This is a genomic window from Prosthecobacter sp. SYSU 5D2, from assembly GCF_039655865.1.
Classification (GTDB): domain Bacteria; phylum Verrucomicrobiota; class Verrucomicrobiia; order Verrucomicrobiales; family Verrucomicrobiaceae; genus Prosthecobacter.
Window position 1 is genome coordinate 96,749 of the sequence record NZ_JBBYXL010000012.1, and the last position, 23,394, is coordinate 120,142.

General features: G+C 60.7%; 3 protein-coding genes. 1 reads left to right on the forward strand and 2 read right to left on the reverse strand.

All coding sequences use genetic code 11. The features are described from left to right. Window positions 1-14 precede the first annotated feature (14 nt). A complete protein-coding gene (locus tag WJU23_RS19680; RefSeq protein ID WP_346334330.1) occupies window positions 15-2,753 on the reverse strand; it encodes a phosphoenolpyruvate carboxylase in 2,739 nt (912 codons plus the stop codon). Window positions 2,754-2,891: 138 nt separating this feature from the next. Here WJU23_RS19680 and WJU23_RS19685 point away from each other — a divergent pair, with 138 nt between their 5' ends. Next, complete coding sequence (locus tag WJU23_RS19685; protein WP_346334331.1) at window positions 2,892-3,968, forward strand: sugar kinase; 1,077 nt, start codon at window positions 2,892-2,894, stop codon at window positions 3,966-3,968. Window positions 3,969-3,987: 19 nt separating this feature from the next. Here the strand turns inward: WJU23_RS19685 and WJU23_RS19690 are convergent, their stop codons facing one another. Continuing rightward, window positions 3,988-23,301 carry a putative Ig domain-containing protein gene (locus tag WJU23_RS19690; protein WP_346334332.1) on the reverse strand — a complete coding sequence of 6,438 codons (19,314 nt, stop codon included), beginning with the start codon at window positions 23,299-23,301 and terminating at the stop codon, window positions 3,988-3,990. Between the last annotated feature and the right edge of the window lie 93 nt (window positions 23,302-23,394).

Here is a 23,394-nt window from a genome sequence, read left to right on the forward strand (position 1 = left end):
GGCCGCAGCTTCCGCTAACCGGTGGTCCGCAGTCCTGAAGCAAGAGCATTGACTGAGATCAGCAGATCCGGCAGCATGGCTTCAGCGCCTTCCGTTTCCCCAGCGGCCAGGCAGGCACGCCATTCGCGGAGAAGATTTACCTGCTGATGGTGCAGCACCCGCAGCGGCTCCTCCCGGATGTCCAGGGTATAGGCCAGGCGCGGACGGCGGTCCGCAAAGGTGCCCTGGAAGATGTCCTCCAGCAGTTCCCGTGTGCGGGAGTATTCCGCCAGGATGCTGCCCAGGAAGGCCTCGCGCACCATGTCATCCGGAACCAGGCCCGCATACAGGCGCATGAGGTCCGGGTTGGCACTGACCAGGGAGCTTTCGATGTTGGTCAGCACGTATCGCAGGAAGGGCGAGCCTCGAAGCTGGGTGCGCAGTTCCTCAAAGGCGGCATTGTCCTCGGCACGAAGCTTCTCCAGAGCCGAACCCGCCCCAAACCAGCCTGGCAGGTAAAAGCGGGACTGCGTCCAGGAAAAGACCCAGGGAATAGCGCGGAGATCATCCAGCGTGGCCTGGCCGGTGCGGCGGCTGGGGCGGGAGCCGATGCGGGCATGCTCCAGGGCATCAATCGGGGTGGCTGCACGATAGAATCGCATGAAATCCGGTGCGTGCAGCAGACCGCGATAAGCATCGCGGCTCCAGTCCGCCAGCCGGTCCATGGTGGAGTGGATGGCCAGAGGCTCACTTTTGACATGCCGATGGCGGGCCGTCGCAGCTGCCGTGGAGGCCATCAGCAGCTCAATATTATAAACGGCAGAACCCAAATGCGCATACTTCTGGGCGATGGTCTCCCCCTGCTCCGTCATGCGCAGCCAGCCGCCTAATGAGCCTTGTGGCAGGGCCTCCATGAACCAATGAGTGGGTCCCGCCCCACGGCCTACGGTGCCACCCCGGCCATGGAAAAACACCGGATTCACGCCATGCCGGGCACAGGTGGCAGCGAGGGCAGTCTGCGCACGGTGCAGCGCCCACTGGCTGGCCAGGATGCCGCAATCTTTGTTAGAATCCGAATAGCCCACCATGATCTGCATCGTGGTCTTCTCCTTTTTCAGGCTGCGTTTGGTGACGGGATGGGAGAGGAACTCCTCCACAATGCCAGGCCCTGCCTCAAGGTCGTCCATGGTTTCAAACAGGGGCGTGACGGGCAGCGGACAGCGCAGGCCATCATCCGTCCATTCGGTCAGGCCGGCCTCACGGGCGAGGATGTAAACGGTGAGAAGGTCCTCGACATTTTTGGTCATGGAAACAATGAGGGCGCCCAGGCCCTCCGGTCCGTCTTTGGCCAGGTGGGAGGCGACGACACGGTAGCAGGCAAGAACAGTATCCGCTTCCGGTCCGGCCTTCATGCCGGGGGCCAGGAAGGGACGCGGGGAAAGCAGCTCTTTTTCCAGGAAGGCGCGTTTCTCAGTGAGCGGCCACTCGCTCAATGGCCGGTCATCCATGAGGCCGGCGGTGCGCATAAGCTGGCCGAGCGCTTTCTGATGGAATTCAGAATTCTGGCGGATGTCCAGGATGGCGGAATGGAAGCCGAAGGCCTGCAACTGGCGGCGAAAGGGAACGATGAACTCATGAACGAGCGTACTGGCACCCACGGCCTCCAGGGACTGCGCATAGGCAGTGAGGTCCGTATCCAACTGCGAAGCCAGGGTATAGGCGGCGGGGGAAGCAGGCTTCTCCATGGCCAGCACGACCTTGGCCCGCATGAGGTAGATGGCGGCGCGCCAGGGCTCCTCCTTGTTGCGCTCCAGGATGTAGGCATGATCCACACTCGGCTCGGCCTGGATGTCCGCAGTGAGACGTGCGACCAGTTTTTCCAGAACCTCCGGTGTTTTTTGGAAGAGGGAGCTGAGAGGAGACTGGAAGCCCAGGGCCTCCAGGGAGCGGCGCTGGATGCGGAGGGCATTGGCACGAAGGGAGCACAGCGAGCGCTCGGTGACCTCTGCGGTGACGAAGGGGTGGCCGTCGCGGTCGCCGCCGATCCAGGTGCCAAAGCGCAGCAGCGGCGGCAGGGCATCCACCTCTGCCGGATCATATCCCGCAGTCACCCAGGCCTCGCGCAGATGGACGTGGGCGCGGGAGAGGGCCTCCGGGAAGACCTCACGCAGGTAATGCATGGCGTTTTGAAGCTCCGCATCAATGGTAGGGCGGGTGACGTGGATCTCCCCGGTGCGCCAGAGGTTTTCCAGGCGGTTTTCCAGGTGGCTATGCAGCCGGGCCTGCTCACGCGGCGTGTAGGCCGGGTTCTCGTGGCGGTTCATCAGGCTGTAGATTTCCAGGTGCAGCTCGCGCACGGTTTCCCGCTTGGCCTCAGTAGGGTGAGCGGTCAGAACGGGCTCCACCAACACCTGACGGAGAACTTCCAGCAGCTCTTCCTGGCCGAGACCGAGAGCCTGCATCTCCCGAAGATTGTCCGGCCAGAGACCTTTTTCCGCCTCGGGGCCGCGATCTTTTTCACGCAGGCGGCGCACCTGGGCGGCAGCGCGCTCCTCCACGATATTGAGCATCTGGAAGGCGATGGAGTATGCCTGGCCGAGAGCACGGTCCGGGGAGTCTCCCACATCTTCGCATTTTCCAGCCCAAGGCAGCTTTTCCGCCAAAGCGGGCTCGCCCAGACGGCGGAGCACGTTGGCAAAAGCATCCATCAAAAATTTCAGTTCCTCTTCAAGGAGGCGGAAGCCAAGCTCCCGCAGCGGGTTGGTCGGTGTCATTCGATGGAACCATTAGCAGGAAGGATGCCGGGGGGAAATGACGAATGCAGATTGTCTGGTGACGAAACGGAGATTTCCGCCCGGGCCATGACTCTGGCCCTTGCTCCCGTGCGTGTGCGCTTCATATCTGTCCGGATCATGTCCCGCCAACCCCACTACGATATTCTCTCCCTCGGTGAAGTTTTGCTGCGTCTTGACCCAGGTGAAGGCCGGGTGCGCACGTCCCGCCAGTTCACCACCTGGGAAGGCGGAGGCGAATACAATGTGGCGCGGGGCGGCAGGCGCTGCTTCGGCCTGCGCACGGGCATTCTGACGGCCTTTGCGGACAATGAAATCGGCCGCTTGATTGAAGACCTGATCCTCCAGGGCGGGGTGGACACCAGCCTGGTCAAATGGGTCCCGTATGACGGTATGGGCAAGCGTGTTCGCAATCCCATCAATTTCACCGAGCGCGGGTTTGGTGTGCGCGGTGCCAAGGGCAGCGTGGACCGCGGGCACAGTGCGGCCTCCCAGTTGAAGCCGGGCGACTTTGATTTCGACCATCTTTTCGGCACCCTGGGCTGCCGCTGGCTGCACACGGGCGGTATTTTTGCCGGCCTGTCTGAGTCCACTGCCGAGCTGACCATCCAGGCCTGCGAGGCCGCCAAGCGCCATGGCGTGACCGTGAGCTATGACCTGAACTACCGCCCGTCGCTCTGGCAGGAGCGCGGCGGTTTTGCCGGTGCCCAGGCACTGAACCGGAAGCTGGCACCGTATATTGATGTGATGATTGGCGTGCTGAGTGATGAGCCACCCGTGGCCAGTTCCGTGGCGAGTGATCCGAACGACATCTTTGCAATCGAAGACTCCAAGCTCCGCCCGGCGATCGAGCGGCTGGTGGGTGAATACCCGAACCTCAAAACCGTGGCTGCCACCCTGCGCCGGGTGCATACCGCCAGTGTCAATGACTGGGGCTCCCTGTGCTACCACGAAGGGAAGTTTTACCGCAGCCGTAACTACCCGCGCTTTGACATCCTGGACCGGATCGGTGCCGGGGACAGCTTTGTGGCCGGACTTGTGGCAGGACTGCTTTTGGAAAACGACCCGCAGAAGGCGGTGGACTACGGTGCTGCCCACGGAGCCCTGGCCATGACCACCCCTGGAGACACCAGCATGGCGACTCTGATTGAAGTGCAAAAGCTAGCTGAAGGTGGAGACTCCAAGGTGCAGCGGTAATCGTCATTGATTCGCCAACTCAAGGTTCGCGATACCCCGGCACGGCGGCGGGAGTGACCAGGAACCAGGCGCGGCTGGCTTCAAAGAGAGGCTGGATGCTGATGTCCGTGCCATCGGCTTCATCCAGCCAGAGGGAGTCAGGGTTGTGCAGATAGAGGCTGCGGTAGCTGTTATCTCCCGGAGTGACATCGCCCTTCCACAGGCGCAGACGGGTGGACTGCTCCGGCGTGCCGGAGGCTGTGAATCCGGCCTCAGCAGTCAGGCCCAGGGATTGCACGGTATGAGTGACAGGAAAACCGCTGCCGACAAGCTGCATTCCTGCCGTGACAGGACGGGCAAACGGGGTGCTGCGCACGGCTCCTGTGAAGGTGACCGGGACGCTGCCGTTGCGGATATGGACAAACAGACCTTCACCGGGGGCGATGGTGCGTGCAGCACCACCCTCACCCTGCCAGCCATCGCCCGACATCCAGTGGGAGGCAAAGCTGCCCGTGGCAGGATCAAAGAACAGCAGGCGGTCAGCCGTGGATTCATCCGTCCCTGACTGCAACGCGTCCGCCGGGAACAGGCTGCCCACCGTCCAGTGTGGCCGCACGGCGATCCGTGCTCCGGCGAGATCAGGGATTGCGGTTTCAAAGGCCAGGGCACTGTCCGTAGTGGCCTCTTCATCCAGTTCAAACCGGCGCCCCGTGTGCTCACCACTGAGGACTTCAAGATAATAGGTATGGCCGGCTTTCAGCAGAGATTTCACACCCTGCGGGTCGGTGCCGCAGAAGACATCCGGGGCCAGCAGCGGCATGGAGAAGCTCTGCTGTGCAGTGAAGTCACGGCGCAGCCAGGCCTGGGCGGTTGAGGTCACTGCCGCTTCAGGCACTCCGTTGAGATCAGCGTCCAGGCTCACTTTCAAACGCATGAAACCAAGCTCTCCCAGGCTGCCCACGTCCGTGAACCGCAGGGTTTCCGTCCCGTCATTATTCTGGCTGATGACAGGGATTTGAGTGAGCGGCGCCCAGCTCCCGCTGCGCAGGTCTGCACGGGTTTCCATCTGCTGGACAATGTCCGGCCGGCCGCCGCTGGGGCGGATGACCACGGCATCCACCCGACCGGTGGCCGCATCTGTTTGCAGGAAGAAATGCCGCGTCTGCAATCCCGATGCCGGGTTCGTGCCGAGCGCGTATTCCAGCAGGTTGGCCGCGCCATCCGCATCCAGGTCTCCTTCCGGCGGACCGATGTCACGGGAAGCGGACTGCCAGGTATCCGATGTGGAAGGCACATGCATGGAAGACTCTTCATTAGACCCCATGGCCATTGTCATGGCTGGAGGCTCATCACCGCCGACGGGAACAAAGCCAAGGTCCACTGTCAGGTCGGTATCGAATTCATAGAGTTCATCGTCGAAGAAGAGGAACCCTGTCTCACCATTGTCATCACCCGGGGCCTGGTCTGCCAGAACGGTGAAGATGGCGGTGCGTGCACCATCCGTTTCCACAGTGCCTTCGGTATAGGCGTCCTGGCCGGCATCATCATCCACAAAGCTGACATCGCTGTTCGGCGTGGCCACAGATGATGGGACATGGCCTTCCAATGGGCCGCCACCGGTGAACTGGCTGGCGTCCACACGGATATGATAGGAGCCTGGAGGCATGCTGAAGTTGTAAAGCCCGCCATTATTTGTCACCGCAGTGGCCAGCGGCTCCGTGGCTTCTGGAGCATTGGACCAGAGTTCAACCGTCACCCCATCAATGCCCAGTTCTGTATCTGGATCGTAGATGCCGTCATCGTTGTCATCACTGAAGACCAGGTTGCCAACATCCACCTGGGGGACGAATCCAAAGTCACGGGTCAGGTCCGTGGAGGCATCTTCTCCAACAGTGGCATCATCAGCGTCACCGCCCAGGCCATTTTCCGCCTCGCCCGCTGGCGAGGCCGTGGCACTCAGGTCAAAGACCGCCGTGCTGATGCCATTGGAGGCAGGGGCAAAGTCATCCAGGCCGTCCTCCCCGGTATAATCATCACCCACGGAAGCACCCACCATGCTGACCTTCCGGTGCAGCGGATTTCCCGACAGGAAATGGTAGAAGGGCACATGCAGGAAGTATCGGCCAGGGGCCACATCGGTGATGAGGTAGAAGCCGTCCCCATCTGTGATGGCAGAGCCAGCAGGGAAATCAAACCCAGGATACTGGCCCTCTTCATACAGTTCCACGGTTACATTGGCTACGCCTTCTCCCTCATCCGCCTGGCCGTTGGCATTGCTGTCAATGAAAACCAGGTTGCCTACCGAAACGAGCCTGGAGAAACCGAAGTCCACCGTCAGATCCACATTGGCATCATTGGAATCATCCATGAAGGCATCACGGCCGAACTCTCCAGAGCCGTTCACAGGCTCCTCTCCGGGAGTCAGATTGATGACGGTGGATGAGACGCCGAACAGCGTGGGTTCGTCATCGCTGCCATTTTCATCCACATTGTCATCCAGACCGTTGTCACCGCCCTGTCCGGGGATGGACTTCCAGGCGTGCAGCGGCTTGCCTTCAGCAAACTCGCTGACGGGGATGTGTACAAAGTAGTCTCCAGGGGCGAGGCTGCCAAAAAAGTAGATGCCCTCATTGGCTGTCACCGTGGTGGCCACGGGTGTGGCGGTCAGCGGATCTGCGTCTTCAGTGAAAAGCTCCACGGTCACATCATCCACGCCTTCACCCGCATCATAGACGCCGTTGGCATTGCCATCCAGGAACACCAGGTTGCCCAGGCCCATGGCATCGGGGTTGGTCTGGATGAATCCGAAGTCAATGGTGAGATCGAAATTGTCGTCATCTAAATCATCCATGTCATTGTAGAGACCTGTCTCCGTATCCTCATCGGTGGGGGATCCGTCCACAGCCAGGGTAATGACCCGGCTGCTGATGCCGTTGACCATGGGGTTGGGGTCATCAATGCCATCTTCTCCCTCGTCGTCATCACCAGGCCCCACCTGGGCGCCTGCCACAGAGACGGTCTGATAAAGCGGCCGTCCGATGCCAAACTCTGACGCAGGAATATGCACGATGTAGCTGCCAGAGCCCAGATAGTCGAAGAAGTACCGTCCCCCGTCAGCGGTCGTCGTTGAGTAAACCGGGGCTGTGGCACCGGGTGTCTGCCCTTCCAGATAGAGCTCCACCCTCACGTCATCCACGCCTTCATCGGCATCGGCCACGCCGTTGTTATTGCTGTCCAGGAAAACAAGATTTCCCAGACCCACAGGGCTTTGGAAACCAAAGTCCACAGTCAGGTCCACCGCAGCATCATTTTCATTGTCGCTGTTTGCATTCACACCCGTTTCACCGGTGGAATCCGTGGGTGCGCTGCCAGGGAAAAGACTCAGGATGGATGTGCTGACACCCTCCACGGACGGTATCCCTTCATTGAGGCCGTCCTCACCCACGTCATCATCACCTGCCAGGCCTTCATTGATGCTGCTGCGCTGATAAAGCGGTGCGCCTTCTGCAAACATGCTTTTCGGCACATGCACGATGTAACTGCCCGGACGGATGAAGTCGAACAGATACAGGCCGCCATTGGCCGTCACGGTAGTGGCCGTGGGTGTATCCATCCCAGGCTGCTGCTCAGAGTTGTAAAGCTCCAGGCTGATGCCGTCCAGCCCCTCACCTGGATCATAGCGTCCATTGCTGTTGGCATCGAAGAACACCAGGTTGCCCACAGCCACAGGACGGAAGAGGCCAAAGTCAATGGTCAGGTCCGTGTTGGCATCATCCTCATCATCATCCGTGGAGCCAAAGCCGGTCTCGGTCGTATCATTGGTCGGCATGCTGTCACGGGTCAGAACGACCCTGCCGGTGCTGATGCCTTCAGTCGTCGGATTGGAGCCGTCCAAAGAATCCTCCCCCTGGTCATCATCCCCGCTCTGCACACCTTCGAGGCTGAAAAGCCCCCGGAGCACGCCTGAAGCCAGGAACTGGCCGGCAGGCAGGTGGACGAAATACTGGCCCTGCCAGAGCTGGTCGAAAAGATACTTGCCGCCGCCCGCAGTCATCGTCGAAGCCAGCGGCTGGTCCACACCCGGCTTCTGGCCCCAATAATAGAGTTCCACGGTCACACCGTCCACGCCTTCACCATTGTCAAAACGACGGTTGCCGTTCTGATCATTAAAGACCAGGTTGCCAATGCCCATGTAGCCCGGCTCCACAAAGCCAAAATCCACGGTCATGTCGCCATTGGAGTCACCGATGTAGTCATCCAGGTCTCCGCCGCTGCCCATCTCTGCTCCGGTGATGCCATTGCCCACGGGCTCCGCACCCGGTGCCAGGGTGATAATGGGGCTGACGGTTTCTGAATATGCCTCCGCCTGAATGCCATTGTCATCGTTATCCACCTGGTTGTCCTCCTCCGAGGTGATCGGGGTGCTGAAGCCGGACCCGGCCAGTGGCAGACCCTCAGAGAAATTGATGGCCGGAATTTTCACCTGATAGCGGCCGGGTGCCTGGCCGGAGAAATAATAGGCCCCGCGCTGGTCCGTATAGGTCCAGCCCAGGCGCACTTCAGCACCGTTGTTCAGGTTGTCGTCGGCATCGTGCCACAGCTCCACCCGGACACCCGGGATACCCCGTTCACCGGGATCGAACTGGCCGTTGGCATTGGCATCATTCCAGACCAGGCTGCCGATGGAGACTGACTCAGGAAGGCTGACAAAAGGCCGTCCAAAGGCCAATGAACGCGGGCCGGACCAGATCTCGTTGTTAGGCCCGGGTGGCGTCGGGATGGGTGCCTCGAAGATTCTCACCGTGCCGTTGGGAGCATCTGCCAGGTCCACTTCCACCAGGGCCCCTGTGGCGTAGCTGCCGCCAACGACCGGCTTGCTCCAGTTATAGCCGGCCACGTAAAGCCGCCCGTTGCCAGGATTTATTTCAATGTCACGCGCCTCCACCGCGCCCATGCCGGCGGAATCAATCGTGGCGACAAGCTCAGGCAGACCAGGTGATGCAGGCTGGGTGAGATTGACCCTGAAGATCTCCCCGTCCAGACGGTTGACGCCGTAGAGAGTGCTGCCGTGGATATCAATGCCGGAAATGATGGAGACCGGCTCACCGCCAGGAACCATGTTCACCAACTGGGCGTCAGTGACGATCACGTTCAGCAGTGCGCCGGTGGTGGCACTGTAGCGGCGCACCTCACGTGCCCCTCCATTTTGGATGACTGCATACAGGTTTCCATCAGGCCCGAAGTTAAGATCCTGGATGCCAGCCTGGCTGAAGAACGTATGCGGAGCTGTGCCCATGGGCTGGCCAGGGGTGCTGCTCAGCGGACCATGGAACCGGACCACACGCTGGCCATTGAGATCCACCACATAGAAGTTGCCGTCAGGCCCGATGGCAAAGGATTCGATGAGACTTACATTGGCGGTGTCATTGACCAGCACCACGCCCTGGTCCGCCCCGGCGGGATTGATCTTGCGCAGGTTGTTGCCTCCAAAGGCAGCCACATAGAAGTTGCCGTCTGGTCCAAGCTCAATGTCATAGGGGACGTCAAAAGGATTTCCATCTCCCTGGTTATGCCCGGTTCCAAACGGATGATGGAAGACTCCCTTGAACTGACGGCTCACGGGATCATAAACCTGGATGCTGTCATCGTGGGTCGTTGAGACATAGGCCGTGGGAAGCACGTTGCACAGACCAAAGTCCACGGTGGTGTCCGTATAACCCTCGTTGGAATTTTCCTCCCCAGGCTGGAGAGTGATGACCGGGCTGTAAATCGAGCCACCGGCGATCTGATGTCCGTTGTCATCGTTATCAACGCCGTTGTCTGTCATCACCGTTGAGCTGCTGGAAAGCGGGTGTGACTGGGGCGGCACCGGGATGCAAACATAGTACTGGCCAGGCTGCAGAGCCATGAACCCATACTGGCCGCCTGCCGTGGTGGTTGTGCTGCGGAGCCGCACATCGTCGGTCCCGCCGATCAGGCCATCGGCACCTGGAGACCAAAGCTCGATGGCAACGTTATCAATGCCCGGCTCTCCGTCATCACGCTGGCCGTTGTCATTGCTGTCCTGGAAGACCAGGCTGCCCATGCCCATGCCGCGGAAGAGTCCAAAATCAATGGTGAAGTCCGTGTCCGGATCTTCGTCCTCGACGACAGGTTCTGTCCCGATGGCCAGTTCAAACACAGGACTGAAGATCACCGTGCCAGCCCCGTCTGGCTGGGAGGCGGCGTTATTGTCATTGTCCACACCATTGTCCAGATTGACAGGACTACCGCCAGGCAGCGGGTAGAGAGCGGGAGGAAGAAGCCGCACATAATAATGACCGGGAGCCAGGCCGGCGAATGCGTATGAGCCATTGTCACCGGTCGTCTGCGCACTGCCCACCTGGGTATCCGCATTCTGGCCGCTGCCGCCGATGGCCATATCCGCACCCGTCCTCCAGAGCTGCACCGTCGCACCTTCCACGCCTGGCTCACCGACATCGCGCAGGCCATTGAGGTTGACGTCATTGTAAACCAGGTTGCCCACTGAAAGCCCCCGTACGGACAGGCTGAATTCCCAAAGGGTGGAACATCCGTAGGCATCGGTCACATTGATGGTGAAGGAGGCCGTGGTGGTCGCGCTGGCCTGGCCGGTGATGATACCACCCGCCGTCAGGCTCATGCCGGATGGCAGCGATCCGGATTCGATCACCCAAAGGTAAGGGCCGGTGCCGCCGTCTGCCGTCAGTTGCTGGCTGTAGGCCGTGTTCACGTAAGCCACTGGCAGTTCCTCAGGCGTCACGTCAATCAAGGGACATGTGCTCATGAGAGTAAACTCACGGGTGGTGGAGCAGCCGCAGGCATCCGTCACACGAACCGTGATGGTGCTTTCGACGGCCACAGTGGGCACGCCGGAAATGCCGCCTGTCGGGGCCAGGGAAAGGCCTGATGGCAGGGTTCCTGCAGCGAGAGTCCAGGTATAAGGAGCCAGTCCTTCAGAGGCCTCGAGAACCTGAAGATAAGTTTCTCCAACCACCGCTTCTTCAAGCTCCTCGGTCACCAGGTAAACCGGGGCGCAGGCAATTGGAATGGTGTATTCGGCAACCGCCGCACAATCATTGGCATCCGTCGCGCGGAGGGTGAAGCCAGTCGAGTCCGTACCGCACAGCGGTGTGCCGATGATCCGGGCGCTGGCACTGGTGGCTCCAACAGTGCTGTCCGTGATCTGGAGGTTGCGCACAGTGGCAAAGGTATTGGCCACCTGCATCGCGGCCTTGTTCAGGTTCGCTCCACCTTTGATCCGCAGTTTGACCGCACCAGGCGCGACCTCGTCAGGGGTATTAAAGGTCAGGTTGACGGTGCCGCTGGTGGCGCCACTGACCATTTGCTGGCGAAGGTTGATGACACTGCCGGCCGATTGTGAAGCCACAGGGTTTCCTGCTCCATCAAGCAGTTCAACCGTAAACACCGGGGAGATCTCCGAATCCGGTTCAAGCAGCCCGTTGCTGCCATCCACCAGGAAGCTGACGGTGTAGCGTGTATCCGGCTGCAATTCAAAGAGGGCATCGTCTTCATCAAAGGTCGCCGTGGCCTCCCAGGTGCTGACGATGACGTCATCACTCTCAAGCTGGGCCAGCAGGCTGGAGGAATTGTTGCTGATCTGGAACCGCAATGCGGAACCGTCCAGCGCGGTGCGCGCACCGGATTCCTGATAAATCAATCCCGACAGGCCATGGCTGACGCTGACTCCGCCCGTGGCACGGAGGCTCCAATAACCCACCTGGGACGGACCAGCAGAACCGCCGTAACTTTCTGAAGATGGACTCGCCGTCGGTGGCACGACGGAGACCGACCCAGGAGGGGAGAAGATGCTGTCGTAAGCGGTGCCGGAACCGACAAGTTTGCTGTCGCCATGCACAAGCTGAAGACCGGGAGGGAGTGTGCCGCTGACGACACTCCACACATACGTGCCCGTGCCGCCTTGGGCATTCAACGTGGTATCGTATTCCACCCCCACACTGCCAGGTGGCAGCGATGAAGGGGTCATGGTGATCACCGGACAGCCCACTGCAAGCGTGAGGCTGGCATCCTGAACACAGCCGCGGGAATCCGTGATGCGGACGATAAAGGTGTAGCTGCCAAAGGCATTCGTCGCCGGTGTGCCCGAGAGGACACCACCCGTGGACAGGGTGATTCCATCGGGCAGATTTCCACTGACGGTTTCCCATTCATAAGGCCCGACGCCACCGCTCGCTGTCATCGTTTGGGAATAGGGGCTGTCAGGAGTACCCGTGGCCAGGACCGCCGGGCCGACCGTAAAGACCGGGCATGCCACAGGCAGCACATAAGCCTTCGTGGCGGTGCAAGTGCTGCCGTCAGTCACCCTGACGGTGAAGTTATAACTTCCAGCCGGGGCAGTGACCGTTCCGGACAGCACCCCGCTGGAGGAAAGCGAGAGACCGGAAGGCAGAGAGCCGGCGGTGACCGCCCATGCATAGGAACCGTTGCCGTTTGTCGCCGTCAGCGTCTGCGTATAGGCCACATTCTGGCTGGCCACGGGCAGACTGGCCGGGGAGATGGCAATGGCAGGGCAGTTGACGGTGATGCTGTAAGACCTTGTCCCTGTGCAACCGACACTGTCAGCAGCGCGGATGATCACACCATAACTGCCTGGCGCGGCGGTGGGAGTGCCGCTGAGTACGCCACCAGAAGTCAGGGCCATGCCGGCAGGCAGGCTGCCACCGGAGATGGAATAGACATAGGGACCTGTGCCACCCGCAGCGGTGACCGTCTGGGACGCGTAGGGGGCAAATTGCTGCGCGGCAGGCAGGCTGCTCGGAGTGAGAGTTATGACGCCGCACTGCACCCGCAGGCTATACGCCCGGGAGGCTGTACAACCGTAACCATCCTCCGCTCTGACGGTGAAGTTATACGTCGCCGGGCTGGCTGTGGGAGTTCCGCTGATGACACCTGCGGAAGAAAGGCTGAGGCCGACGGGCAGACTGCCGGTGGTGACGCTCCAGGCATAAGGTGCTGTGCCTCCGGTGGCGGTCAGTTGCTGGTTATACAGCGCTAGCCGCGTGGCATCTGGAAGAGTCGCAGGAGTGATCACCGGCACCGGGCAGGCGACGGAGAAGGTATAAGCCCTACCACCCATGGTTCCATTGCTGTCCCCTGCCCTGACATGGAATGCATAGGTCCCAGGTGGGGATGTTGGCGTGCCACTGAGCTGACCGGTGGACGGGTTCAGGCTGAGGCCCTGAGGCATGCCCTGGTTGCCGGTCTGCGTCATCGCGTAACGCGTCTGGATTTCCGCCAGAGTCAGCGCGCGGTTATAGACGAGCAGCTCATCCACACCGCCCTTCCAGGGACCGTCGGCAATACCGCCACCGATCAGCACTGAAGTATTGCTGTGATTGATGCTACCCGTGAATGGATTGCTGGAAACCAGGGCACCATTGACATAAAGCCGCATCGTGCTGCCGTCATAGGTGGCCACCACATGCTGCCAAGTACCAGCAGTCAGCGTGGTCGTTACACGGTTACTGCCGCGGTCATTGATCCAGAAGCCGAAGGTATCCGTGCCAAGCAGGCCGAGGCCGTAGCCGTCATTCCCGAAGGAGGAAGTCGTTTTGGAAATGACGCTGCCGCCGGAGTTCATCGGCGAGCTAGGATTCACCCAGGCTTCCAGCGTCAGCAAAGCCGGACGCAATTCCGCCGAATCGGCCACGGCGACGTAATCATCCACGCCGTCGAAAACAAAAGCCTGACCAATGCGACCTGGTGCATAAGCCGTGCCTTCAAAGGCGGTGCCCGCATCCATGCCCACCACGGTCGCCGCGCTGTTTTCTCCAGGCCACCAGGCCACCGCACCGGAAGGGATGGCGGGTGCGACGCTCCAGGCATAGGGAGCAGTGCCGCCGGTGGCCGTCAGGGACTGGGTGTAAGGTGCATACTGGATACCGGCAGGCAGGGTTTCCGGACTGATGGCAATGACGCCCTGAATGACACGCAGAGTGTAGCTGCGGGCTCCGAAGCAGCCTGTGCTGTCAGCTGCACGAACGGTGAAATCATAGTCGCCCAGGAAAGCAGAAGGGGCAACGGTGCCGGACAGAACTCCAGCCTCTGAGAGAGCCAGGCCATCCGGCAGGCTGCCCGCACTGATGGAATAAAGATAAGGGCCGGTTCCGCCTGTGGCATTCAGATTGACCGTATAGACCAAGTTGCGCGTCGCCGCGCCGAGAACGGCAGGATTGATGATGATGGAGGGGCAGGCACGGAACCCAAAGTCAATGGTGTTTTCCGTATTGGTGCTGCCGCTGTTACCGGGTTCATTGCCTGCGGTTAGTGTAATGAAAGGGCTGTAAGCAGCCGTGCCGACTCCGCCGGGCTGCAGGGCGTTGCTGTCATTGTCCTCGCCGTTGTCATTGGGGTCCGCAACGGCACTGACGAGCGGGTAGGTGTTGCCGGGTTCGGGAATGCGGACACGGTAAACCCCAGGCGTAAAGACCAGCATGGAATACACGCCGTTGCTGTTGGTCGTTGTGGTGGCCACCACGGCATCGGCCTGGTTGAGCAGTTCCACAGCCAGACCGCCAATGCCCGCTTCAGAGGCACTGTCAAACACGCCGTTATTATTCGTGTCCGCCCAGACCAGGTTGCCGATGGAGATGCCGCTGAAGAGGCCAAAGTCCACACTCAGATCCGTGTTGGCATTGGTATCCCCGTCATTCACGGGCTCCTGGCCTGCATTCAGGCTGATGACGGGGCTGATCAGCGGAGTGCCGGGTCCGCCTGGCTGGCTGCCGTTGTTGTCATTGTTGATGCCATTGTCCAGGGTCACCGGAGTTCCTCCTGTGACAGGCAGGCTGGAGGGCGGTATGACCTGGACCACGTAACGACCCTCCGACAGGTCAGAGAACTGGTAGCTGCCGGTGGTGGAGGTGGTGGTGCTGCTGATGAGCACGTCATCCGAATTGCCTGCTGTGAGGTCGGTGCTGCGATAAAGCTGGACCGTGACGCCGCTGCGGCCCAGCTCGCTGCTGTCCTTGAGACCGTTGTTGTTAACGTCATTCCAGACCAGGTTGCCCAAGGCCAGCGTATTGACGGTGGAGATCTGGCAGAGGGAAACGTAATCTACCACCAGGGAGCCGCCGGAAAGCGCGCTGCCAAGGACAATGCTGGCGGTATCTATCTGGGCTGCGGTGGCCCCTGGGGCAATGCGGAAGCGCCAGGTGAGCTGCCGCCATTCGGGCTGGACGCCATTATTCACTGCCTCGGACCAGTTGTTATACTCGGAAGGACCGAAGCTGTTCAGGGAGCCTGAAGTGACGGGCAGGTCGCAGCATTGCTGCTCGCCCGGACCAGAGATGATCATCTCCGACTGGGGCACGGTGTATTGGGAAAAGGTGCCCTGGGAAGGGCCGCTGATGACCTGAAACACGGGTGCGTTTGCCCCCATGTCCCAGGAAACGGAGGCCGGGGCCGTGCTGGCATTGGCCGCCCATACGGAAAGCTGGTATTCCCGGCCTGCCACCAGGGCAGAACTCCAGGCGCCGCCGCCTGCGGCGCGGAGGCTGACACGGGCATTACTGCCCTGAAGCAGGAGATGACGGCGGCCATGGCGCGACTTGAGGCTTTCCAGCCACGAAACCTGCCCGCCGCTGCTGCCGGCGAGGACTTGTACCCGCTGGATAGGTTCACCCAAACCACTGGTGGCATTGCTGGCGGCAGACCACTGATAAGCATTGATCCCGCTGCCCAGCCCGGTGCCTGTGCCGTTGTAACCAAGCACGCTCGTGGCCGTGCCAGTGCTGTTGGGCAGTTGCTGGAACTCAAAGCTGGGGTTGTCAAAGAAGTTGGTGACGTAGCAGGCATCCAGGTTGGCAAAGCCTAAATCCACGGTGGAATCTGAATCCGTACTGTCACCGTCCACGGCTGCGGCCGGCTCCCCAGCCGGGCTGAGGACGATCACCGGACTGACGACCTGCGTGCCTCGGCCTCCGGGCTGGAGGGCATTGCTGTCATTGTCCACGCCATTGTCCAGATTCACCGCTGCGGTGCTGACGGATGGGTAGTGCAAAGGTGGCACCGGAACACGCACATAGTAGCTTCCTGGGACCAGATCCACAAACTGGTAGCGGCCAGTGGCATCGGTGATCACATCTTCCGCCGCTTTCTGGTCGTCTCCACCGCCGTTGTCACGGATGCCGTCTCCGCCCGGTGTCCAGAGTTCCACCCGCAGACCAGGGATGCCGCTTTCTCCAGACTGGCGCTGGCCGTCATTGTTCATGTCCACCCAGACCAGGTTGCCAAGGCTCAGGCTGCGTGTCCCCACGGTGTAACTTTGCGTCACCTCGCAGCCCTGGCTGTCGGTGACTTTGATGATGAAACTGGACGCACCGGTCGCAGAAGGCATGCCGGTAAGAGTTCCGCTGCTGCTGAGGGACAGACCGGCAGGCAGCGTCCCGGAGGCCAGACTCCAGGTCCGTGGAGCATTCCCCCCTGTGGCAGTAAGGGTGCGGTTATAGCTGACCCCCAGATACGCGTCCGGCAGGCTGGAGGGGGAGATGGTGATGGCCGGGCAGGCGGCGCCCAGGGTATAGCTGCGGGTTCCGGAGCAGCCGGTGGCATCCGTGGCACGCACAGTAAAGGAGGTGCCGATGCTGCTGCTGGGCGTCCCGCTGATGACCCCGGAATTGGGGTTCAAGCTAAGCCCGGCAGGCAGGCTGCCTGCTGCCAGGCTCCAAGTATAGCTCTGCCATTGAGTGATGGGCTGCGAGGTGGTGATGCCTGGTCCAGTCCAATAAAGCTGGGCAACAGCACCGCCGCCATTTTCATAGTATTCCACCTTCACTGGCACGGCGATCCCGGCGGTCAGGGAGACGGAGGCAGAGTTGTTCGTGGGCGACTGGTCCACCCAGCGGTTGATGACCAGTACATTGTTCACCCACAGACGGATGCCGTCATCCGTGGTGGTTCTGAAAGTATAAGAACCGGTGGCGGGAGGTACCAAATTGCCTGTCCAGCGAACGGAAAAGACATTGGCCGGGACTGCAGGATCAGGTGAGCCGTTCCCCCAATTGAAATCAATGGCAGGGTCCTTGCGGGTCAGCAGCAGCGTATTGAAATTCAGACCGGAATAGTATTCCCCCGTCAGGCCGATGACCGGCGAGGCCGCAAGCGGCTGGCTGTAAGGCACGCCGACGGAGGGCGCTGGCAGGCTTTCAGGAGTGACGGTCACGGCAGGGCAACCCGCCTCAATGGTATATTCACGTGTGCCTTCGCAGCCCTGCCAGTCACGGGCTCTGACCGTGAAAGTGGCCGAATCCGAATTGGCGAGCACACCGCTGATCACTCCGGTGACGGAATCCAGCACCAGCCCCTGAGGCAGGCTGCCGCTGACCACCGACCACTCATAGGCGGTCCACTCCGTAATGATTTTCTGAGCGAAGGACGGCCCGGTCCATTCCAGGGAGACCACAGCATCCCCGCCGTTTTCATAATACTCCAGGCGCACAGGCACCGGCACGCCGCCGGTCAGGCTGACGATGGCATTGTATGCGGTGGCTCCCTGGTCTTTCCACTGGTCAATGACAAGCACATCATTGACCCACAACCGCACTCCGTCATCCGCCCTGGCCCGGAAGTTATAGCTGCCGGTTGAAGGCGGCAAAACGGTCCCTGTCCAGCGGACTGAAAAGTTATCCTCGGGAATGGACGTATCCGGCGAACCGCCGCCCCAGGCAAAATTGATTTCCGTATCCTGACGGGTCAGGGCCAGGTTTTCAAAGTTGCGGCCGATGTAATACTGCCCCTGCAAACCGGCCGCGAAGTCGCCGGTAAGCTTTTGGGAATAAGAGGCACCGGCAATGGTGGAAGGCAGCGTGGCCGGAAAGATGTTTACCGGCGGACAGCCGGCGGAGAATGAATAGGCGCGCGTGCCGGTGCAGCCGTTGGCATCGGTGATTCTGACGATGAAACTGGTGGTGGCAGCGGTAGTGGCTCTGCCGCTGATAACACCGGCGGAACTCAAAGTCAGGCCGGCAGGTAGGCTGCCGGTGGTGATGGCATAAGTATAGGGAGCGGTGCCGCCTGAGCCGCTGAGCGTCTGCGAATAAGCGGTGCCCACATTGGCTGAAGGCAGGGAGGAAGGTGAGATGGTGAGGACAGGGCAGACTTTGAAGGAGACGGTGACCGAGCCCTGGCAGCCGCCTGCATCTGTGGCCCGGAAGGTGATGGATGCCCCCGCGCCATTGGCGGTGGTGGCTTTGCCGGTGATGGCTCCGGTGCTTGCATTCAGGGTGAGACCTGCAGGAAGGGTGCCGCTGCTGACCGTCCAGGAATAAGGAGCGGTGCCGCCCGTCGCCGCCAGGGTCTGGTTATACGTGACGCCCACAGAAGCCGCAGGCAGGGTAACCGGTGTCAAAGAAAGGGCGGGACAGGTCGGAGTGAGGGTATAATCTCGCTCCCCCTGGCAGCCATTGGCATCCGTGGCACGGACGGTGAAAGAGGCCGCCGTCTGGCTGGTGGCCGCACCGGTGATGGCTCCGGTGCCTGTGTTAAAGCTGAGCCCCGATGGCAGGCTGCCGCTGCTGATGGCATACACGTATGGAGCCACGCCGCCCGTGGCAGTGACACTTTGACTGTAGGTCGTGCCCACTGCCGGGGCAGCCAGGGAAACAGGCGAAAGATTAATAACCGGACAGACACGAAGGAGCAATACCCGGCTGACCTGGCAGCCACTGGCATCCGTGGCCCGGAAAGTGATGGAACTGCCGCTGCCGTTGCCTGCTGTCGGCGTGCCTGAAATGACGCCTGAAGTGGAAAGAATGAGCCCGCCTGGCAGGCTGCCGGAGGTGACTGTCCAGGTGTAAGGTCCGGAACCGCCGCTGACATTGAGTGACTGGTTATAGGAACTGCCCGCAGCCCCGACTGGCAGGCTGCTGGTATTGATAGTGAGCACCGGACAGGACGGTGTGAGGGTGTAGCTGCGGGTGCCGGTACAGCCGGCAGCATCCGTCGCCCGAATCACAAAGCTGGCAGTGGCGGTCGTATTGGGCACTCCCGCCATCGCTCCGGTGGAGGGATTCAGTGTGGCCCAGGCAGGCAGGGAGCCGCTGCTCACCGCAAAGGTGTATGGAGCCACCCCGCCGCTGGCGCTGAAGAATTGGGAGTATCCAGTCCCCGTCACCGGAACTGGAAGTGATGCGGGACTGACCGTGATGGTGGGACACTGAACCGTGACCCGGTAGTCTTCCACCTCCCCCAGACCATGGGCACCGGTGGCAGGGATGGAGGCCTGGGAGCTGATGCGCAGACGTACCCCCACCGGCTGACCGGTGGTGGCGGTGACGGGGACATTGATGGTAAAGGAGCGGGACTGCACGCTGCCGCTAGTGGCGAGGGTGGTTTCTGGGATAACACGTTCATTGCTTTCCAGCGTGCCGTTGTTATTCCAGTCAATCCATCCCGTCAGATAGGCATTGGCACCGCTGTTGTTGAACAGGCTCAATGTGAGAGTGCTGCTGGCCCCGATCGTGAAAGACGGCATGACACTGTCTTCATCATCCGTCCCGCTGGCATCATCACCGGTGGCCGTGGCATTGGCGAGGTTGGAATCTTCCGCATCGGTGGGGTTGGTGCCGATGCGCAGGCTGCTGGTCACGATGCTGCTGGCGATGCCAAAGGGGGCGTGATCGCCATAATCCAGCGGTGCGGGCAGCAGGGTCACGATGTAATCTTCCACCTCACCGGTACCGCCGGAGCCGGCAGAAGAGACATTGTTCACATCGCTGATGCGGAACCGCATGCCCACTACTCCAGGTGTGACATCCTGAGGAACCGTGATGGAGAAGTTCTGCGTGGCACCATTGGTGCCGTTTGGCACCGGCTGGTTGTTGATGACCTTCTCACCGGGATCCGTGAGATCGCCGTTCTGATTGGCATCCAGCCAGGCGCTGACGTACGCCGTGCTGCCGGAGGTGTTTAGCAGCTTCACGGGAATGGTCACCGTGCTGCCCGCCACCAGCGTCTTCGGCATGGTGACGCCGTCCTCATCGTCAATGTCATCAATGTCATCCCCGTTGGCATTCATGTTCGCCCGGGAAGAGTTTTCCGTGTCCACCTCATTGCCCAGGCGGATGGTGGTGCTCCAGGTGCTGTTGGCTGAGGCAAAGCCGGCATAGTCACCAAAGTCCTGGGTGGAGGGCTTGCAGTCTGAAAAGGCCACCGCATGCGGGCCGCTCAGGCTGGTGGTGATCCTGCGAAGAAGGCTGCCATCCGGGGTGAAGACTTCCAGTTCATTTTGCGCATAATCCACCACGTAGAGATTGCCATCGGGCCCCCATTTGATGCCGGAATACGGCTGGGAGCCGGAATTCATCGTCACAAAAGTGGAACGTGTACCTGCAGGCAGGGTAATGGCATCCACGCGGCCGTTGTTGGCATTGTTGTTGCGGACGTTGACATACAGCCGGTCATCCGGCCCCCAGGCCATGCCACGGGGGAATTCACCGGAGGGCCAGGTGGCCACGGTGGAAATCAAGGTGCCGCTGCTGTTGTACTTGCGCAATGAACCGCCGGAAATGTTCTGGGTGACATACAAAAAGCCCTCTTCATCAAAGACCAGGCCGGCCGGACTGCTGGTGCTGAGAACTGTGCCGAGCACCGCCCCTGTCGTCTGGTTAAAACGAAGCACATTACCGGCATTCTGGTTGGCAATGTAGATGCTGGAATCCTGGCCGACGGCCATCTGGTAGGGGAAGTTCAGCCCCCTGCCAGCGGGAACGAGGGTGCTGATCAAGGCACCGGTAAAGGGATCGTGCTTGGTGATGGTATTGGCGGAGCCGTTGGCCACCAGGAGGGTGTTGTCGCTGACGCGGTATCCATAGTTAGGCGCGCTCAGGCCGGAGGGAGACCAGGTGGCCAGGTGAGAACCGTTTTCACCGTTGAAACGGCTCATCGTGTTGTTGTTATAATTGACAACAATCACGGCAAAGGAAGGACAGAGGCTGCTGACGGTGACGAGGTGGTCTTCCACCTCCCCTTGTCCGCTTGACCCGGTCGGCCCTGGATTGGAAGTGCTGGTCAGTCTTACCCGTGCACCGATCTGGCCTTCCTTCGCATCAGCAGGGACGGTGAAGTTGATCACCCGGTTGGCGTTGTTCGTGCCATTCGAGACGGCGAGATTGCTCGCCACCCGCTCGCTGTTGGTGAGGTTTCCATCACCATCCCAGTCAATCCACATATTGAGGCGGGCGCTGCCGCCGCGGGTGTTGGTGACGCGAACGGTCGCCGACCCTGCCTGCCCTTGGACGAGGGGTGTGAAGGTCACACCGTCTTCATCATCCACTCCAAAGTCATCATCCCCGGTGGCCGTTTCATTGGTGATGGCACCGCCTTCTGCATCCACCAGGGAACCGATGCGAAGGCGGCTGTTGACCGTGCTGCTGGCAGCACCAAAGAGGCTGTAGTCACCAAAGTCCGAGCTGGCCGAATTGATCTTGAGCGAATAGGCGCGGGTGCCGGTGCAGCCGTTGGCATCGGTGGCACGGACGATGAATGATGAGGTGGCGGCCGTGGTGGGCAGGCCAGTGATGGCACCGCTGGCCGGGTCCAAAGAGAGCCCGGCGGGCAGGCTGCCGCTGCTGACAGTATAAGTATGCGGCGGGGTCCCGGTGGAGGCATTCACGGTGGCATTGTAAGCCAGGCCCAAGGTTCCATTGGAAAAGGAAGTGGGTGTCATGGTGATGACCGGACAGACGACCAGCTGCATCTGGACTGAAACTTGGCAGCCGATGCTGTCTGTGGCCCGCAGGGTGAAAGAGGCACCGCTATTGGCGCTGGTGGATTTACCACTGATGACACCAGTGGAGGTGTTGAGGGTCATCCCTGACGGCAGGCTGCCACTGGCTATGGCCCAGGCATATGGCCCGGAGCCACCGCTGGCGGTGAATGTCTGACTGTAGTTGACATTAATGGTGGCATTTGGCGGGGCCTGTGGGGAAACTGCCAGAACACCGCAGATCTGGGCCATCGTGTAGCTGCGCGTAGCGACGCAACCAAAAGCATCCATGGCCCGGACAGTGAAGCTGGCCGGATCAATGGACGTACGGGTGCCTGAAATGACCCCTGTCAGGGTATTCAGCGAAAGCCCCGCCGGCAGAGCTCCGCTGCTAAGACTGTAGGAATAGGGTCCGCTGCCACCCGTGGCCGACACGGTCTGGCTATAAGAAGCGGCCAAGGGAGCATTGGTCAGGCTGGCAGGATTCACCGTGATGGCGGGACAGTTTTGCTGGAACAGCATCGAGTCTTCAACAGCTGAAATGTTCCGCCCGTAGATGCTCATGGTCAGGCCGTCAGCGGAGATGCCGTCGCCGCCATTATACAGATTCCAGGCATAATAAGTGGCATCCTGGGAAGCGTGTCCGTCGCTGATCAGCAGGTTAATAAATGAGGTGTAGCTACTGGCCGGGGTCAGCCACATGACGGAAAAACTGCCCGAGCCGGAAGCGGTGTGCACGGAACCCAGCACACGGCCAGTGTCGCTGACCGCACCGACGGTAGCACCCAGGGTATCCCCGGGCTGCATTGGCAGATTCCGGCGGGTGCCTGCCAAGGTGTCAAAAACGAGCGGACCCATGAGGCAGTCGTTCTCGATTTCTGTGGTGCCCACATAACGGCCATCAGGACTGACTTTGCCCAGGTGGATGTAGCCAAAGCTGGCCACGGTGGTGGGCCAGCCGCTGGCGATGCTGCCACGCAAAATTTTACCTTTGCCATCGGAACCGACGACCAGGAGCACACTGCCATCTGCGGAGGCATCCAGCACTTCACGCACTCCAGGGATGTCGGTACGCACGCGGGTGCTGAGATTCCAATACACGCCCTGGCTGGGGGTGGATCCTAAAGGGCCGTCCACATCCACTGTCCCAAAGGCGTGGGTACTGTCGGCCGTGATGGCACAGGGAATGCCTGACAGGGCTGGATTCTGGGCACTGTATAAAGAGGTGACCGTGCCTGCGCTGCGGTCATAGAACCAGGGAATGATGTTGACGGTGTTCCCTGAGGTCCATTTTTCATAGCCCACCACATCCCCTTCATTGTTGACGTCTTTGCCATGCCCATAGGGATGGCTGCTGTCCACCCGGGGTAGGTCCGTCACCACCGGCGTGGCGGTGGTCATGAGAAACGCGCGCGTTGTACTGCCAAAACGCACCCCTGTGGCGTATCGTCCATCTGGCGAGATGGCCATGATGTTTTGCGACTGGAAGTAGCCCTGGCCACCGAGAACATCCCTGCCCACCCGGGTAACTTTATATTGAGTACCAACGGTCTGCGCAAAGGCGGAGATGGCCACTATGGACAGGAGCACGAAGAGGCAGAATGTGCGCGCGCCTGCACGACCACCTAATGCTGCGGCCTTAAGCGCAGCCGAAGATGCGTCGCCCAAGTATCGCTCGTAACC